The organism is Aquabacter sediminis, assembly GCF_028863665.1.
GTDB lineage: Bacteria > Pseudomonadota > Alphaproteobacteria > Rhizobiales > Xanthobacteraceae > L1I39.
Map to the genome: position 1 here is coordinate 35830 of NZ_JARBFX010000004.1, position 16475 is coordinate 52304.

Below are 16475 nucleotides of genomic sequence, written 5' to 3' on the forward strand. Positions count from 1 at the left end.
GATCTTCCGGCTCCATGCGAGATGGGGGACGGATGATAACGCCCCAAATGGAAAACCGGCTACCCTAACCGCTTCACAAACTGGCCAGACGGCGCCAGCGGCTCAATCCTCCTCCGCCCGGAACCGGTCGAGACCCTTGAGAACGAAAGGCGCCAGGAGGGCGAGGGCGGCCACCGCGAGCAGGGTCGCCGAGATCGGGCTTTGCACCAGAACCAGGGGGTCGCCGAGGCTGATGGAGAGCGCCCGCCGCAATTGCGCCTCCGCCATGGGGCCGAGAATCAGCCCCACCACCACGGGCGCGATGGGATAGTCGAAGCGCCGCATGAGGTAGCCGAGGATGCCGAAGGCGCCGAGCATGCTCAGTTCCACCACCGAGGGCTTGGCCGCGATGGTGCCCATGGTGGCGAACACAAGGATGCCGGCATAAAGCCAGGGCTGGGGAATGGCGAGCAGGCGCACCCACAGCCCCACCAGCGGCAGGTTCAGCACCAGCAGCATGACATTGGCGATATAGAGCGAGGCGATGAGGCCCCACACCAGTTGCGGGTGATCGGCAAACAGAAGCGGGCCAGGATTGAGGCCATATTGCTGGAAGCCCGCCAGCATCATGGCGGCGGTGGCGGAGGTGGGCAGGCCCAGCGTCAGCAGCGGCACCAAGGTTCCGGCGGCGGAGGCATTGTTGGCGGCCTCGGGGCCGGCCACGCCCTCGATGGCGCCCTTGCCGAATTCCTCCGGGTGCTTGGTGAGGCGCCGCTCGATGGCATAGGACAGGAAGGTGGGGATTTCTGCGCCGCCCGCCGGCAGGGCGCCGATGGGAAAGCCCAGGAAGGTGCCACGGATCCAAGGCTTCCAGGATCGGCGCCAGTCGTCGAGGCTCATCCAGAGCGAACCCTTCACCGCCAGCACCTCTTCGGGGTCGGTGTGGCGGCGGGAGGCCACGAACAGCGCCTCGCCCACCGCGAACAGGCCCACCGCCAGCGTGGTGATCTCCACGCCATCCAGCAGTTCCGGCATGCCGAAGCCCAGCCGCGCCTGTCCGGTGAGCTTGTCGATGCCCACCAGCCCCAAAGCCAGGCCGATGAACAGGCTGGTGAGCCCGCGCACGGGAGAATCGCCGAAGGTTGCGGACACCGTGACGAAGGCCACGCACATGAGGGCGAAATAGTCCTCCGGCCCGAACTTGACCGCGATCTCCACCAATGTGGGCGCAAGGAACGTCAGGCCCAGCGTGGCGATGGTGCCGGCCACGAAGGAGCCGATGGCGGAGGTGGCAAGCGCCGGCCCGCCCCGGCCGGCCTTGGCCATCTTGTTGCCCTCCAGCGCGGTGGCCATGGAGGCGCTCTCGCCGGGGGTGTTGATGAGGATGGCGGTAGTGGAGCCGCCATACATGCCGCCATAATAGATGCCGGCGAACATGATGAGCGAGCCGGTGGGGTCGAGCTTGTAGGTCACCGGCAAGAGCAGGGCGACGGTGAGCGCCGGCCCGATGCCCGGCAGCACGCCCACCGCCGTCCCCAGCAGCACGCCGATGAGCGCGAACAGCAGGTTGGTGGGCGCGATGGCGAAGCTGAGCCCGTGGAGAAGCTGCGCGAAGGTATCCATGGCCGGCCTCAGATCAGCTGTTCGAGGGGCCCGGTGGGCAAGGTGAGGGACAAGAGCTTGGCAAAGAGCAGGTAGGCCACCAGCCCCAGCCCCACCCCGATGCCGAAATCAACCAGAAGCGCCCGCCGCCCGAAGGCACGGGCGGTGGCCGCGAACAGCACGGCGGTGGCGATGATGAAGCCGCCGCCAAAGGCGATGATGGCGATGAGGGCGGCAAGCCCGCCCACGATCCACAGGATGGCACCGAGGTCGCCAGGCTCCCGGTGGGGCATGGCGCCGCGCCAGGCATTGACGAAATTGGCCACCGCCAGCACCGCGAGCCCGGCCGCCACCACCTTGGGTGCGGCGTCCGGCCCCAGGCCATAGGGGGAGAGGGCGCTCAATTTGGTGGCGTCCCACCAGATCACGCCGGCAAGGCCCGCGAGCGCTGCGGCGATCACGATCCCGGCCTTGTCCGGCCCCTTCACCTTGCTGTTCATGCGGCTCCCCCTGCCGGCTTCATCCGTGTCACACGAAAAGGGGCGCCGCGCGGCGCCCCGGACGGCTCAGGGCTTCACCAGCCCGACAGTCTTGAGCACGTCGGCAGTGCGCGCCGTTTCCTGCTTCAGGAGCGTGGTGAAGGCATCGCCCGTCACCAGGGCATCGTCCCAGCCCTTCTGCTTGAGCACTTCGGCCCAGGCGGGGGACTTGGCCATTTTCTCCACCGTGGCGACCAGGGTGTCGCGCTGCTCCTTGGAGAGGCCGGGAGGGGCGACGACGCCGCGCCAATTGGTGATTTTCAGTTGGATACCGGCCTCGGTGAGGGTGGGGGCGTCCACGCCCGGCAGGCGCTCGGAGGCGGTCACGGCGAGGACGCGCAGCTTGCCCGCCTTCACCTGGCTCTCGAATTCCCCATAGCCGGAAATGCCCGCCGTCACCTTGCCGCCCAGCAGGGCGGCCAGCGCCTCGCCGCCGCCGGAGAAGGGGATGTAATTGATCTTGGCGGGATCGGCGCCCGCCGCCTGGGCAAAGAGGGCCGCGGCGATATGGTCCACGCCGCCCGCCGACCCGCCGGCCCAGGTGACCTTGGCCGGGTTGTCCTTGATGGCCGCTGCCAGCTCCTGGATGGTCTTGATGGGGGAGGCGGCCGGAACGGCGATGGCCTCGGTCTCTTCCGTCAGGCGGGCGATGGGGGTGACCTGGTCGAGATTCACCGGCGCCTTGTTGGTGAGGATGGCGCCCACCATCACGAAGCCCATGACCATGAGCTGGTTCGGGTCGCCCTTGGCGCCATTGATGAACTGGGCGAGCCCGATGGTGCCGCCGGCGCCGGTGACATTGGTCACCTGCACGCTGCGCACGATGCCGGAGGACACCAGCACCTGCTGCATGGAGCGCGCGGTCTGGTCCCATCCGCCGCCGGGGGAGGCGGGGGCCATGATCTTCAATTCGGCCATCTGCGCGGCGGCCGGCGTCAGGCCGAGCGGGGTCGCCAAGAGGGCGAGGCCGAGGCCGGCCACCAGCCGGCGCGAGGGGCGAGCGAGACGATGAGACGACATATGGCTTCCTTCCCTGATCGGCCCGCTTGGAGGCGCCCGGCGGGCCAACTTGCGCCGGAGCGGTGCGACCTTACGGGAAGCTTGGCCGTTTCCGGCGTCGGAAGGAAGTGGCGCCGCGCCATATCCGCCTGATTTTTAACGTCAAATAGGCTTACCTAGCGGCATGCCGTTGCGCCTGTGCGGGTGTGCCGCGACCATGAAAAAAGGCCCGCGCCGGGGCGCGGGCCTCTCGATTTCAATCGGATACGTGCCGTCAGACAGCAGAGGGGTAGTTCGGGCTCTCGCGGGTGATGGTCACGTCGTGCACATGGCTCTCGCGCAGGCCGGCGGAGGAGATGCGCACGAAGCGCGCCTTCTCGCGGAACTCGGGGAGGTCCTTGCCGCCCACATAGCCCATGGCGGCGCGCAGGCCGCCGGCGAGCTGGTGCAGCACCGCTGAGACCGGGCCCTTATAGGCCACCTGGCCCTCGACGCCTTCCGGCACCAGCTTCAGCGCGTCGCGCACTTCCGCCTGGAAGTAGCGGTCCGCCGAGCCGCGGGACATGGCGCCCACCGAGCCCATGCCACGATAGGCTTTGTAGGAGCGGCCCTGATAGAGGAACACCTCGCCCGGGCTTTCGTCGGTGCCGGCGAGCAGGGAGCCCACCATGGCGCAGGAGGCGCCCGCCGCCAGCGCCTTGGCGAGGTCGCCGGAGAACTTGATGCCGCCGTCCGCGATCACCGGGGTGTCAGTGGCGGCGCAGGCTTCCACCGCGTCCATGACGGCGGTGAGCTGGGGCACGCCGACGCCGGCCACGATGCGGGTGGTGCAGATGGAGCCCGGCCCGATGCCCACCTTGATGGCGTCCGCGCCAGCCCCGATCAGCGCCCTGGCGCCCTCGGCGGTGGCGATGTTGCCGGCCAGGATCTGGGTGGCGTTGGACAGGCGCTTGATGCGCTCCACCTGGTCCAGCACCTTCTTGGAATGGCCGTGGGCGGTATCCACCACCACGAGATCGACGCCCGCATCGATGAGGCGCTCGGTGCGCTCATAGCCATCATCGCCCACCGTGGTGGCGGCGGCGACGCGCAGGCGGCCCTGCTCGTCCTTGGCGGCATCGGGATTGGCCACGGCCTTCTCGATGTCCTTCACCGTGACGAGGCCGACGCAGCGATAATCGCCGTCCACCACCAGCAGCTTCTCGATGCGGTGCTGGTGGAGGAGGCGCTTGGCCTCGTCCTGCTTCACGCTCTCATTGACGGTGATGAGCCGGTCCTTGGTCATCAGGTCCGAGACCGGCTGGTTGGGATCGTTGGCAAAGCGCACGTCGCGGTTGGTGAGGATGCCCACCAGCTTGCCGGCGCGGCCATTGGGCCCGCGCTCCACCACCGGGATGCCGGAAATGCCGAAGCGCTTCATGAGCGCAAGGGCATCGGCCAACGTCTCGTCGGGGTGGATGGTCACAGGGTTCACCACCATGCCCGACTCGAACTTCTTCACCTGGCGCACATGCTCGGCCTGGAGTTCGGGGGTCAGGTTGCGGTGGATGACGCCGATGCCACCCGCCTGGGCCATGGCGATGGCGAGGCGGGATTCCGTCACCGTGTCCATGGCGGCGGACAGGATGGGCAGATTGAGGCTGATGGTCTTCGTCAGGCGGCTGACCAGCGACACCTGGCCGGGCATCACCTCGGACGGGCCGGGCTGGAGCAGCACGTCGTCGAAGGTGAGGGCCTCACGGAAGGGCGAACCGGAGAAAGGGGGGATCGCGCCGGACGGATTGAGGGTCGACATCGCCAACTCCCTTATGGCCTTGCGGACTGGCGTAGAGGTGTCCGCCGGCAGTGATCGAATCCGCGCCGGAGCATGTGCGGCCGGCGTTTCGAGTTGGCGGTGGCCCATACCATGAGGACACGACGATTAGAAGACCCGGGCGGCGTCTTGGGCATGCGCGAAGCGCAGGGGAGGGTGGCTTAAGGTGCGTGCGCTGGGCCCCATCGGCCGAGGTTCCGGTGGCCGGGGCGGCCGAAACCGATGCCGCGGCGCACCGGTCCTGCATAAGGCTCGAAAAATTATCTCAATATATCATTGTGTTACCGATCTGGTGCGGCGCAATTGCCGGTCGACTCGAAGCCTCGACATGCTCTAAAGTCCCCGCGCCCGGGGGGCGGACCTGAAAAATGGGACCGCGGCCGTCGCGGGCGCCGAGCGAGAGGGCGGACGATCATGGTGGTGATGCTGGTCGGCCTTGTGGTGTTTCTGGGCGTGCATCTCATCGCCAGCCTGCGGGGGCTGCGGGCCAAGCTCATCGCTGCGCTGGGGGAGAAGCAGTATAAGGGCTTCTTCTCCCTGCTCTCGGTGGCGGGGTTGGGGCTCATCGCCTATGGCTTCGCGCTCTGGCGGGCAGCGGGCCCCGCGCTCATCTGGGACCCGCCCATGGGACTGCGCCACCTGGTGCTGCTGCTGATGGTCTTCGTCACCATCGCGGCGGTGGCGGCCTATGTGCCGAGCCATATCCGCACCTTTCTCAAGCATCCCTTGCTGGCGGCGGTGAAGGTGTGGGCGCTCGGCCATCTCTTGGCCAATGGAGACGCCGCCTCCATGGTGCTGTTCGGCTCCATCCTGGCCTGGGCGGTCTATGCCCGCATCATGGCCAAGCGGCGCGGCGCGCCTGTCCCGCCGGCCCCGGCCGGCTATGGCGGCGATGCGATCGCCGTGGTGGGCGGGCTTGTTCTTTACGGGGTTCTGGCCTTCTGGTTCCACCCCGCCATCATCGGCGTGCCGGTCATCGGCTGAGCCGGCCCGGCCGGGCGAGAGAGCCCGGCCCCTTGCAATCAATCAAAACAGAAAACCGAGGAACGCATCATGTCCATCCAGTCCGACGTGCGCCGGATCACGGCCCCGGAAATCCGCGCCCGCAAGGGCGGCACGCCCATCGTCTCGCTGACCTCCTACCATGCCCACACAGCCCAGCTCCTGGACCGGCATGTGGACGTGATCCTGGTGGGCGACAGCCTGGGCATGGTGATGCACGGCCTGGAAACCACGGTGCCGGTGACGGTGGAGATGATGATCGTGCATGGCCGCGCCGTGGTGCGCGGCACCAAGCACGCCCTCATCGTGGTGGACCTGCCCTTCGGCAGCTATGAGGCGAGCCCCGTGGAAGCGTTCCACACCGCCGCCCGCGTGCTGAAGGAGACCGGCGCCGGCGCCATCAAGCTGGAAGGCGGCCGCCGCATGGCCGATACGGTGCGCTTCCTGGTGGATCGCGGCGTGCCGGTGATGGGCCATGTGGGCCTCACCCCCCAGGCCATCAACACGCTCGGCTCCTTCAAGGCGCGCGGCCGCGACGACAGCGAGGCCTCCGTCATCCTGGACGATGCCCGCGCAGTGGCGGAGGCGGGCGCCTTCTCCATCGTGGTAGAGGCCGTGGCCGAGCCGGTGGCCCGCCGGATCACGCAAGAGGTGGCCCCGCCCACCATCGGCATCGGCGGCAGCCCCGCCTGCGATGGCCAGATCCTGGTGCTGGAGGACATGCTGGGCCTTGGCCAGCGGGTGCCGAAGTTCGTGAAGAAGTATGCCGATCTGGGCCCCGCCATCGAAGAGGCGGTGGGCCGCTATGCGGACGAGGTGCGCGCCCGCACCTTCCCGGGGCCTGAGCATACCTATGCGCCCAAGGCGCCGAAGGCCTGAGGCATGAAGATGGCCTTGCGTCCCGTGACGCCCCGACAGGATCTCGCCCGGTTGGGCCGTCAGGCCCTGTTGGGCGTGCCGGCCCTGTCGGCGGTCCTCTTCGCCGCCGGCCCCGCCCGCGCGGTGGAGGAGTGCTTCCTGGTGGCGGAGGTGAAGACCGGGCATGTGGCGGCCAAGCAGGGGCTGTGCGCCACGCGCCAGTCGCCGGCCTCCACCTTCAAGGTGCCGCTGGCCCTCATGGGCTTTGATTCCGGCATCCTGAAGAGCCCCGACGCCCCCGTCTGGACCACCCGGCCCGGCCTCGCCGAAGGCCTGGAACAGTGGAAGGGTCCGCAGACCCCCAAGAGCTGGATGCAATATTCGGTGGTCTGGTACTCCCAGCTCCTCACGCAGGACTTGGGCATGGACCGCTTCAAGGGCTATGTGCGGGCCTTCGACTACGGCAACCAGAACCTTTCGGGGGATCCCGGCAAGGACAATGGCCTTACCCGCGCCTGGCTGTCCTCCTCGCTGCGCATCTCCCCGCGCGAGCAGGTGGATTTCCTGCGCCGCATGCTGAAGGGCGAATTGCCCGTCTCGCCCGAGGCGGTGGACAAGACCATCACCATCCTGAAGGTGCCCGAAAGCCCGGCGGGATGGGATCTCTATGGCAAGACGGGCACCGGCTTCCAGCAACTGAGCGACGGCTCGCCGGACCGGCAGCGCCCCTTCGGCTGGTTCATCGGCTGGGCGGAGAAAGGCGGCCGGCAGTTCGCCTTCGCCCGCTTCATCACCCTCGACTACAATCCGCCCGAGCCGCTTGGCCCGATGGCGCGGCGCCAGGCGGTGAAGGCGCTGGAGCCGATCCTGACGGCACAGGAGAAATAGAGCGTCTCAGAGTTTCATGGAAACACTGAAACGCTCTATCTCTTTGTTTTCACGCATTTCCTTCACGGGAACCGGTTCCCACTTCGCTCGGAAATGCTCTATCAATACGTTAGAGGGCGATTCACCGATCAGATTGATTCAATTTGATCGGATCGCGCTCTAGGAGGCGGTCTCAGTCGTCCGCCTCCGCGCGCACCTCCACATCCGCCCGGGAGAGGCGGGTGAAGATGCGGCGCTGGCGCACCAGCGGCCACCAGTCATAGAGGAAGATCTCGATGGGCCGCCAATTGGCGACCCATCCCACGATGACAAGGCTTTCCTCGGCGAAGCTGACGAAGCGCGCCTCGCCGAACCGGCCCGAAATGGCCTGGGCCAGCAGGAGGCACAGGCCCAGCACGCACAGGCCGATGACGAGCGAGATGCGGCCCACCCGAAACAATTCCCGCAATTCCCGGGTCATTTCGGCGGCACGACCGGCGAAATAGTTGCGGACGGCGTCGGGAATGCCGCCGGCCTCAGGGCTGTCCGCCTCCTCGGCGGGCATGCGCACCACAAGGCGCAGCGGGCTGGCCTTGGGCAGTTCCTCCACCCATTCCACCAGATAGGCTTCCGCCGCCGGGTCCAGGTCCCGCTCGCCGAAGGGGCAGGGGTCCAGCATGTTGAAGAGCTGGGCAGTCTGGGCGATGCGGATCTGCAGGATGTCTGGCGCTGCGCCGCGTGTTGGTTCGCTCATGGCCTGCCTCCCGAGATCTTATGCCTCCGGCATGGCACAGCTTGCGGTCGCGAGCCAGCGGGCTTTACGCCGCTCCCTTCGCATGTCCGCGTGAGACGGTAACCGCCTCGCCCAAACCAGACGCGCTGAGACGGAGGGCTTCAGCCCTCATGGCATGCGGGACGGGAGGGTGAGGTCGGTCCCGTCAACCGCGAAATGACCATAGCCCTTGTGGTGGATGGTCCGCCGGTCGGTGATGGCCGGATCCTGCCAGGCCGCCACCACCTCCAGCACGAACAAGTTGAAGCGGTTGACCAGCCGCGTGTCGATGACGCGGCATTCCAGGTTGGCAAAGCAGCCGCCAATGAGCGGGGCCTTCACCAGGGACGCGGGATAAGCGGGAATGCCAAAGGTTGCGAACTTGTCCAGGTCGCGGCCCGAGCAATTGCCGATCTTGACCACGGTTTCCGCCATGGCCAGCGGGGGAATGCCGATGACGCAGGCGCGGTTGGCGCGCAGGGCCGTGAAGCTGAAGTCGCCGCCCGACACCACGCAAGCGATGCGGGGCGGCGTGAACTCCACCATCATGTGCCAGGACATGGCCATGACATTGTCCCCGGCGCTGCCATGGGTCGCCAGCAGCACCACCGGGCCGGGCTCGATGAGCGCGTAGACCTCCGCCAGGGGCAGCGGCTTCAGGCCACCAGCGTGCGTCACGCCTGCGGACGACGGGCCTGGACGGTGCGGGACTGCGGCAGCCAGGAGGCCGAGGGGGCGAGAAGGGCGACGGCGATCTTCTCGAAGGCGGCGAGGCCGGCGGTGAAGGCTGCGGTGAAACCAACCATGGAAAGAACAAGCGGGGACATGACACTCTCCTTGCCGGCAACCCTTGCCGGCGCGCCCTGCTGCAGTGCGGGAGGACGCTAAGCCAACGGACCCATCAGAGGCCCGATTTCCCCTATTTTTGTTGCGATGCATCAAAATCGCAAGGTCAAACGGTCGCAGCGTTCCCGGGTCCCTCCATCACCAGGAGGCCCCGTCCTTGCCGCTTTGCAGCATAAAGCGCTGCGTCCGCCCGCCGCAGGAGGTCGTCCGGCGTGGCGGCCGGCGGCAGGGCGATGCCCACCGACATGCCAACCTGAACGGGTCCGCCAGGCAGGTCGAAAGGCCTTGATACGATTGCAATCAGGCGCTCTCCGAGGCGCCGCGCGGAGGCCGCGGGGAAGAGCCCCGCATCGTCCGGCAGCGCGGGATGCAGGATGGCAAATTCGTCCCCGCCCAGACGGGCCATGAGGTCGCCTGGACCCAGCTCGGAGCGGCAACGCTCTGCCATGGCGCATAGCAGAGCATCGCCGGCCGCATGGCCGCCAGCGTCGTTCACCTGCTTGAAGTTGTCGAGATCCAGGCATAGCAGCGCGAAACCAGCGCCGTTGGCATCGGTCAGAGAGGCGTCAAGGCGCGACTTCAGAAAGGCGCGATTGGCAAGGCCGGTCAGGCTGTCGTGGGAGGCGAGATGCTGGAGCTTCAGCTCCGCTTCCTTGCGCCGGGAGATGTTGCGGACCGAAGTGACATAGCCGTCGGCCTTCCCGGTCGCGTCATAGGTGAGCTTGACGAAGGCCTCCATCCACACCCACGAGCCGTCCCGGTGGCGCTGGCGCATCTCGCTCACCGCCACGCCGATGCGGGCCGCCCGCATGTCGGCCATCAGCCGGCCGAACTCTTCCGCATCGTCGGGATGAACGATCTCCGCCGCCCGGCGGCCGATCATCTCCTCCGGCTCGTAGCCCAGAAGCGTGCGGACGGAGGGCGAGATATAGGTGCGCACCCCGTCCAGCGTCCCCCGCACGATGGTGTCGGTGGTGGTGTCCGCCAGCAGCCGATAGAGAGCGGCCTGCCGTGTGGCCGCGTCGAGGGCACATCCCTGTCGGGCCTGGGCCTGGGCCATCTTTGCAAAGCCGTCGAAAACGGCGCGGTCGGAGGCCGAGAGGGTGTCGCCGCCCGGGCGGGTGATGAAGAAGCGGCCGGCGGGCGCGCCATCCGCCGCCGGAAACGTAAGGCCCGCGAACAGGCCGGGGGCATGGGGGTGGGCGTCCAGCACGAGCGGGCCCTCCGCGCCATCCAGTCGGGCGAGAAGGGGGGCCAAAAGGGCGAGATCGCCCCCGCCGCCGCCCTCAAGCACGGTCGTGTCGGCGCTGATGAAACCCGCCATCTCCGCCCTCAGCGCCAGGCGGGCCGTGGCGCAGAGCGCGCGCAGCAGGTCACCCCCGCCCGCCTCTCCGGTCGCCGCGCCGCTCGTCGTCCCGACCCTGTGCATGTATCCCCTCCGCGGGGCGATGATTCCGCAGGTGCCTGTGCACCGCAAGCCATGACGGCCCGGGGCGTGGCGGCTGCTGTGGGGCATGGTGCATCCTCCATGCCGGCGGCCGCCATCGACAGGCCGGCTGGCGGTCGTCATAATCGCGCCAACACACAAGAAGGGGAGGAGCATCGGTGCAGTCGGAAGCAGCGGCGCGTCGGCTGCGGGACGCATCGAGCCATCCCGAATTCGGCCCCTGGCTGGCCCAGGCCTCCATCCTCGTGGTGGACGACGAGCCGGGCATCCGCAACTTCCTGGTCCGCACCCTCGCCCCCCGCTGCAAGCTGGTGGAGGAGGCCGCCGACACCCAGGAGGCTTCCGCCAAGCTTGATGCGCAGCATTTCGACGTGGTGATCGTCGACAATGTGATGCCCGGCAAAAGCGGTGTGGAGTGGCTGGCCGAGCAGCGCGCCGTCGGTCTGTTCGCCGACGCCATCCTCATCACCGCCTATGCGGACCTGGAGACCGCCATCCGCGCGCTGCGTGCCGGGGCGGTGGATTTCGTGCTGAAACCCTTCCGCTCCAACCAGATCCTGAATGCGGTGGCGCGGTGCCTGGATCGCATCCGGCTCCAGCATGAGAATTTCATGCTCCAGCACGAATTGCGCTTCAGCGCCAATCATGGCGTGCTACGCGACCGGCTGATCGGCGAATCCGATCTCATTGCCCAGGTGCGCGACACCCTCTCCCGCGTCGCCCGCCTGCCCACCACGGTGCTCATCACCGGGGAATCCGGCACCGGCAAGGAAGTGGCGGCGCGCTCGCTCCACGCCCTCTCGGAGCGCGCCGAGAAGCCCTTCGTGCCGGTCAATTGCGCAGCCATTCCCCCCGACATGATCGAGAGCGAATTGTTCGGCCATCTGAAGGGCGCCTTTACCGGTGCGCTGGCGGGCCGGGACGGGCTCTTTCTCCATGCCAATGGTGGCACGCTGTTCCTGGACGAAGTGGGCGAGCTGCCGCCCGCCACCCAGTCCAAGCTCCTGCGTGTGCTGGAGGATCGCCGGGTGCGGCCGGTGGGCGCCGAGCGCGAGGTGCCGGTGGACCTGCGCTTCGTCTTCGCCACCAATCGGGACCTGGAGCGGGAGGTGCGTGAGGGGCGCTTTCGGGCCGATCTCTTCTACCGCATCAATGTGATGAAGATCGATCTGCCGCCTTTGCGCGCCCGCGGCGAGGACGTGGCGGAGCTGGCCGCCATGTTCATGCGCACCTTGTCCCGCCAATTGGGCGTGCCGCCGGTGCCGCTGGATGCCGCCGCCTCCGTTGCGCTCGCCCGTTATGACTGGCCGGGCAATGTGCGGGAATTGCGAAACGTCATCGAGCGCACCTTGATCCTCGGTCGCCTGCCGGACGATTTCCCCGGCCGTGCGCCTTTGCGGCGCGAGGCGCTCGGAAACAGTCTCGACGAGGTGGAGCAGCGGCACATCCTCTCCGTGCTGGAGGCCTGTGGCTTCGACCGCAACGCGGCGGCCCGGCGGCTCGGCATCTCCCGCAAGACCATCGACCGCAAATGCGCACGCTGGAATGTCCGTGAGCCCTGACGGGGCGGGGACGCGCCCGCGCGGGCGCTCCGTCCGCTTCCGCCTCCTGGCGATCGCGCTCCTGCCCACGCTCGTGGTGGTGCCGCTGCTGCTGGGCGCCACCATGGCGCGGTGGAACACCAAGTTCGACGTGCTGCTCGCCTCCAAGGTCCATGGCGACCTGACCATCGCCCACCAGTATCTGGCCCGCCTCCTGGAGATTACCGGCGACCATGTCCAGGCGCTCGGCCTCTCCGCTCTGTTTCGCGATGTGGCGGCGGGGCGGCAGGCCAGCGACCTGTCGGAACTCCTGGAAACCCGGCGCCGGGCGCTGGGGCTGGACTTCCTCTATGTGCTCGACCCCGGCGGGCAGGTCTCCGCCGCCGCCCCTCCCGCGACCGGCGCGCCGCTCAAAAACGACTGGCCGGTGATCGAGGCGGCGCTGCGCGGGGAATTGCGCACCGCCATCGACATCTTCACGGCGGAAGATCTGGCCGCCGTTTCCCCCCAACTGGCGGACCGCGCGCGGATCGAGCTGGTGCCGACCGCCAATGCCCGCCCCACGGACCGGGCGGCGGAGACCTCCGGGATGGTGGTCCATTCCGCCGCCTCGGTGCGGTTCGCGGACGGGCGGGTGGGCGCGCTGGTGGGCGGCATCCTGCTTAACCAGAACCTTGTCTTCATCGACACCATCAACGATCTCGTCTACCGCGCCGCCAGCTTGCCGGAGGGCAGCCAGGGCACGGCGACGCTGTTTCTGGGCGATGTGCGCATCTCCACCAATGTGCGCCTGTTCGAGGGCAAGCGCGCGCTGGGCACCCGCGTGTCCAACGCGGTGCGCACCCAGGTGCTGGAAGAGGGCCATATCTGGCTCGGCAGCGCCTTCGTGGTGAACGACTGGTACCTGTCGGCCTACGAGCCGATCACCGATAGCTTTGGTCAGCGCGTGGGCATGCTCTATGTGGGCTTCCTGGAGCGGCCCTTCTTCGAGGCGAAGCTCTCAACCGTGCTCGCGGTGGTGCTGGCCTTCCTGGTGGTGGCGGCGGCGAGCGTGCCCCTGTTCCTGCGCTGGGCGGGGGGCATCTTCCGGCCGCTGGAGCGCATGAACGCCACCATCGCCGCCGTGGAGGCGGGCGAACGGGAGGCGCGCACGGGCCTGAAGCATGCCGATGACGAGATCGGCCGCGTGGCGCTTCATCTGGATCATCTCCTCGACCAGTTGGCCGAACGCGAACGGGAGCTGGTGCGCTGGAATGACGAACTGAACGTGAAGGTGGCCGAGCGCACCCGGGATCTCGAAATCGCCAACCGCCAGATCGAGGCCACCACGCGCCAGCTCATCATGTCGGAGAAGCTCGCCGCGATCGGCGAGGTGACGGCGGGTGTCGCCCATGAGATCAACAATCCCGTCGCCGTCATCCAGGGCAATCTGGACGTGCTGCGCGACGTCCTGGCCGATCATCCCGATCGGGGCCGCACCGAGTTCCGGCTCATTGACGAGCAGATCGACCGCATCACCCAGATCGTCAACAAGCTGCTGCAATTCGCCCGGCCCGAGGAATATGCCGGCTTCGTGGAGGCCAACGCTCCCGCCGAGGTGATTTCCGACTGCCTGCCCCTCGTGCAGCATTTGCTGAACCGCTCCGCCATCACCCTGGTGCGCGAGGATGCGGCCACACGGCTCATCGTCATGAACCGCACCGAGTTGCAGCAGGTGCTGGTGAACCTCATCGTCAACGCGGTGCACGCCATGCCCCAGGGCGGCCGCCTGACCTTGCGGACGCGCGATGCCGAGCATGAGGGACGCCCGGGCATCCGCATCGAGGTGGAGGATACGGGGATGGGCATGAGCGAAGAGGTGCTGGCGCGCATCTTCGACCCGTTCTTCACCACCAAGCGCCAGCAGGGCACGGGCCTCGGCCTGTCCATCACCCAGAAGCTGATCGCCCAGCAGGGCGGCGCCATTGACGTGCGCAGCACTCCCGGGGAGGGGACCGTCTTCTCCATCTTCCTGCCCGAGGCCAACTGAGGCTTCCCCCTCCCGTTTGGACAATTTGTCCCGCGCGCCGGACGAAATGTCCCGCGCGCCTGTTCCCCATCGGGCGGTCATTTCCGTCGGGTGATTGAAAACGCTGATCTTTCCCCGCGTGCGGCATGTGGCACGGCGTTTGCGGAAGGTGTCCCGGACAAAACGCACAAAAACCGGAGGACACGTCCGCAGTCGCCCCGCTTCTCTGCATTTCCGGCCGTCATGGCCGGTGCGGACGCGGAGCCGGCATCCAAGACAGCTCAATCGTGCCCACCGCCTCAGGCCGGCGGCGCACGCCATCAACCACATCGAGGGCACCTCGGGGGAAACGCATGACTGCAGGGATCGAGACCTATCACGGCGCGGCCGAGCAGGCCGGGCTTCTGGACCGGGAGCGCATCATTGCCCGTCCCGGCTTCAATCGTTGGATGGTGCCGCCGGCCGCCTTGGCCATCCATCTGTGCATCGGAATGGCCTACGGCTTTTCCGTCTTCTGGCTGCCTCTGACGCGCTCGCTGGGCGTTTCCCAGTCGGTGGCCTGTCCTGACCTGACTTTGGTGGGTGCGCTCTTCACCCGCACCTGCGACTGGCGGGTGGCGGATCTCGGCTGGATCTACACCCTCTTCTTCGTGCTGCTGGGCTCCTCCGCCGCCATCTGGGGCGGATGGCTGGAAAAAGCCGGCCCGCGCAAGGCGGGCGTGGTGGCGGCCCTGTGCTGGTGTGGCGGCATCGCACTGGCGGCGCTGGGCGTGGCCATCCATCAATTGTGGCTGATGTGGCTGGGCGCCGGCGTGATCGGCGGCATCGGCCTCGGCCTTGGCTACATCTCTCCCGTCTCCACCCTGATCAAGTGGTTCCCCGACCGGCGCGGCATGGCCACCGGCATGGCCATCATGGGCTTCGGGGGCGGCGCCATGATCGGCGCGCCGCTGGCCAACCTTCTGATGACCCATTTCCGCACCGCCGAGACGGTGGGCGTATGGCAGACCTTCCTGGTGATGGCGGCCGGCTATTTCGTCTTCATGATGGCCGGCGCCTTCGGCTATCGGGTGCCCCCGTCCGGCTGGCGGCCGGAAGGCTGGACCCCGCCGGCGGCCAAGTCGGCCCTCATCACCCATCGCAACGTGCATCTGCGTGACGCCCACAAGACCCCGCAATTCTGGCTGATCTGGGCGGTGCTGTGCCTCAACGTGTCGGCGGGCATCGGCGTCATCGGCATGGCCTCGCCCATGCTGCAGGAGATTTTCGGCGGCCGCCTCATCGGCCTGCCGGACCTCACCTTTACCCAGCTGGACGCCTCCCAGAAGGCGGCCATCGCCGCCATCGCGGCGGGCTTTGCGGGCCTGCTCTCGCTGTTCAACATTGGCGGCCGCTTCTTCTGGGCCTCCCTGTCGGACCGCATCGGCCGCAAGAACACCTACTACACCTTCTTCATCCTCGGCATCGCCCTCTACGCGCTCGCCCCCACGGCCGCGCACATGGGCAGCCAGGTGGCGTTCGTGGCCATCTTCTGCGTGATCCTGTCCATGTATGGCGGCGGCTTTGCCACGGTGCCGGCCTATCTGGCCGACATCTTCGGCACCCATTTCGTGGGCGCCATCCATGGCCGGCTGCTGACCGCCTGGGCCACCGCCGGCATCATCGGCCCGGTGGTGGTGAATTATATCCGCGAGGCGCAGCTCAATGCCGGCATTCCGCGGGCGCAGGTCTATGACTTCACCATGTATATCCTCGCCGGCATGCTGGTGCTGGGCCTCATCGCCAATGCCCTGGTGCGGCCTCTGCCCGAACGCTGGTACATGAGCGAGGCCGAGGAGGCTGCTCTCCAGGCCAAGAGCGCAGCCGCGCAGAAGGGGCCGTCCGGCTCGTTCGGCATCGGCCGGGGTGGTCTGGACCTGAAGGCCGCTTTGGCCTGGGCGGCGGTGGGCATTCCCATGCTGTGGGGGGTGTGGATCACGCTGCAGAGTGCAGCCATCCTGTTCCGCGCCGGCTGATCCCATGCCGGCCTGACACGACCGGGCGCGCCTATCCGGCGCGCCCGTTTTGCGTTTTGAAGAGGCCAGGTCGGGCGAGCTGGGCATGCTGCTGTGCCTGGGCGCCGAGCGCGATGCCGGCCATTTCGCTCCCCTGACGGGTGGATCGCTGGCAAAGTCCTGGAGGAGAGTCGGCGTTTCTCCTCGC

General features: G+C 67.8%; 14 protein-coding genes. 6 read left to right on the forward strand and 8 right to left on the reverse strand.

Features of this window, described 5'->3' with window-relative positions; all coding sequences use genetic code 11:
• Nucleotides 1–102: 102 nt before the first annotated feature.
• The 4 genes from PV781_RS08550 to guaB all read right to left on the reverse strand — a co-directional run bounded on the left by PV781_RS08550 (nucleotide 103) and on the right by guaB (nucleotide 4914).
• Nucleotides 103–1602, reverse strand: coding sequence for a tripartite tricarboxylate transporter permease (locus PV781_RS08550; protein ID WP_274775213.1), 1500 nt, complete (start codon nucleotides 1600–1602; stop codon nucleotides 103–105).
• Between the two features lie 8 nt (nucleotides 1603–1610).
• Nucleotides 1611–2081 (reverse strand): tripartite tricarboxylate transporter TctB family protein, encoded by a 471-nt coding sequence (locus PV781_RS08555; RefSeq protein WP_274775214.1) that lies wholly within the window; start codon nucleotides 2079–2081, stop codon nucleotides 1611–1613.
• Nucleotides 2082–2147: 66 nt separating this feature from the next.
• Nucleotides 2148–3140, reverse strand: a complete 993-nt coding sequence (locus PV781_RS08560; RefSeq protein ID WP_425532373.1) for a Bug family tripartite tricarboxylate transporter substrate binding protein — start codon at nucleotides 3138–3140, stop codon at nucleotides 2148–2150.
• Between the two features lie 253 nt (nucleotides 3141–3393).
• Nucleotides 3394–4914: an IMP dehydrogenase gene (guaB, locus tag PV781_RS08565; protein ID WP_274775215.1), complete on the reverse strand. Its 1521-nt coding sequence runs from the start codon at nucleotides 4912–4914 to the stop codon at nucleotides 3394–3396.
• Nucleotides 4915–5346: 432 nt separating this feature from the next.
• Between guaB and PV781_RS08570 the strand changes: the two genes are divergently transcribed.
• The 3 genes from PV781_RS08570 to blaOXA all read left to right on the forward strand — a co-directional run bounded on the left by PV781_RS08570 (nucleotide 5347) and on the right by blaOXA (nucleotide 7680).
• On the forward strand, nucleotides 5347–5916 hold the full coding sequence (locus PV781_RS08570) for an NnrU family protein (RefSeq protein WP_274775216.1): 570 nt from the start codon (nucleotides 5347–5349) through the stop codon (nucleotides 5914–5916).
• 69 nt (nucleotides 5917–5985) lie between these two features.
• Entirely contained in the window at nucleotides 5986–6813 is an 828-nt protein-coding gene (gene panB, locus PV781_RS08575; RefSeq protein ID WP_274775217.1) for a 3-methyl-2-oxobutanoate hydroxymethyltransferase, read from the forward strand.
• 9 nt (nucleotides 6814–6822) lie between these two features.
• The gene (blaOXA, locus tag PV781_RS08580; protein WP_274775218.1) at nucleotides 6823–7680 is read left to right on the forward strand and encodes a class D beta-lactamase; all 858 of its coding nucleotides are present in this window, start codon (nucleotides 6823–6825) and stop codon (nucleotides 7678–7680) included.
• A 172-nt stretch (nucleotides 7681–7852) separates the two neighbouring features.
• Here the strand turns inward: blaOXA and PV781_RS08585 are convergent, their stop codons facing one another.
• The 4 genes from PV781_RS08585 to PV781_RS08600 all read right to left on the reverse strand — a co-directional run bounded on the left by PV781_RS08585 (nucleotide 7853) and on the right by PV781_RS08600 (nucleotide 10706).
• On the reverse strand, nucleotides 7853–8413 hold the full coding sequence (locus PV781_RS08585; RefSeq protein ID WP_274775219.1) for a hypothetical protein: 561 nt from the start codon (nucleotides 8411–8413) through the stop codon (nucleotides 7853–7855).
• Between the two features lie 147 nt (nucleotides 8414–8560).
• Nucleotides 8561–9109: a flavin reductase family protein gene (locus tag PV781_RS08590; RefSeq protein WP_425532374.1), complete on the reverse strand. Its 549-nt coding sequence runs from the start codon at nucleotides 9107–9109 to the stop codon at nucleotides 8561–8563.
• Complete coding sequence (locus tag PV781_RS08595; protein ID WP_274775220.1) at nucleotides 9106–9258, reverse strand: hypothetical protein; 153 nt, start codon at nucleotides 9256–9258, stop codon at nucleotides 9106–9108. Before PV781_RS08595 ends, PV781_RS08590 begins: the two co-directional genes overlap by 4 nt.
• 125 nt (nucleotides 9259–9383) lie before the next feature.
• Complete coding sequence (locus PV781_RS08600) at nucleotides 9384–10706, reverse strand: diguanylate cyclase domain-containing protein (RefSeq protein WP_274775221.1); 1323 nt, start codon at nucleotides 10704–10706, stop codon at nucleotides 9384–9386.
• 176 nt (nucleotides 10707–10882) lie between these two features.
• Here PV781_RS08600 and PV781_RS08605 point away from each other — a divergent pair, with 176 nt between their 5' ends.
• From PV781_RS08605 to PV781_RS08615, 3 genes are all read left to right on the forward strand, one after another.
• On the forward strand, nucleotides 10883–12286 hold the full coding sequence (locus tag PV781_RS08605) for a sigma-54-dependent transcriptional regulator (RefSeq protein WP_274775222.1): 1404 nt from the start codon (nucleotides 10883–10885) through the stop codon (nucleotides 12284–12286).
• Nucleotides 12270–14294 carry a sensor histidine kinase gene (locus tag PV781_RS08610; RefSeq protein ID WP_274775223.1) on the forward strand — a complete coding sequence of 675 codons (2025 nt, stop codon included), beginning with the start codon at nucleotides 12270–12272 and terminating at the stop codon, nucleotides 14292–14294. The genes PV781_RS08605 and PV781_RS08610 overlap by 17 nt, the downstream gene beginning before the upstream one ends.
• Before the next feature lie 332 nt (nucleotides 14295–14626).
• The gene (locus PV781_RS08615) at nucleotides 14627–16288 is read left to right on the forward strand and encodes an OFA family MFS transporter (protein WP_274775224.1); all 1662 of its coding nucleotides are present in this window, start codon (nucleotides 14627–14629) and stop codon (nucleotides 16286–16288) included.
• Nucleotides 16289–16475: the final 187 nt, after the last annotated feature.

Excerpts from the sequence above, each read along its gene's own strand:
- PV781_RS08555 (WP_274775214.1), bottom strand. The coding sequence starts at position 2,081 with ATGAACAGCAAGGTGAAGGGGCCGGACAAGGCCGGGATCGTGATCGCC.
- PV781_RS08595 (WP_274775220.1), bottom strand. The coding sequence starts at position 9,258 with ATGTCCCCGCTTGTTCTTTCCATGGTTGGTTTCACCGCAGCCTTCACC.
- panB (WP_274775217.1), top strand. The coding sequence starts at position 5,986 with ATGTCCATCCAGTCCGACGTGCGCCGGATCACGGCCCCGGAAATCCGC.
- PV781_RS08550 (WP_274775213.1), bottom strand. The coding sequence starts at position 1,602 with ATGGATACCTTCGCGCAGCTTCTCCACGGGCTCAGCTTCGCCATCGCG.
- PV781_RS08610 (WP_274775223.1), top strand. The coding sequence starts at position 12,270 with ATGTCCGTGAGCCCTGACGGGGCGGGGACGCGCCCGCGCGGGCGCTCC.
- PV781_RS08560 (WP_425532373.1), bottom strand. The coding sequence starts at position 3,140 with ATGTCGTCTCATCGTCTCGCTCGCCCCTCGCGCCGGCTGGTGGCCGGC.
- blaOXA (WP_274775218.1), top strand. The coding sequence starts at position 6,823 with ATGGCCTTGCGTCCCGTGACGCCCCGACAGGATCTCGCCCGGTTGGGC.
- PV781_RS08585 (WP_274775219.1), bottom strand. The coding sequence starts at position 8,413 with ATGAGCGAACCAACACGCGGCGCAGCGCCAGACATCCTGCAGATCCGC.
- PV781_RS08615 (WP_274775224.1), top strand. The coding sequence starts at position 14,627 with ATGACTGCAGGGATCGAGACCTATCACGGCGCGGCCGAGCAGGCCGGG.
- PV781_RS08570 (WP_274775216.1), top strand. The coding sequence starts at position 5,347 with ATGGTGGTGATGCTGGTCGGCCTTGTGGTGTTTCTGGGCGTGCATCTC.
- PV781_RS08600 (WP_274775221.1), bottom strand. The coding sequence starts at position 10,706 with ATGCACAGGGTCGGGACGACGAGCGGCGCGGCGACCGGAGAGGCGGGC.
- guaB (WP_274775215.1), bottom strand. The coding sequence starts at position 4,914 with ATGTCGACCCTCAATCCGTCCGGCGCGATCCCCCCTTTCTCCGGTTCG.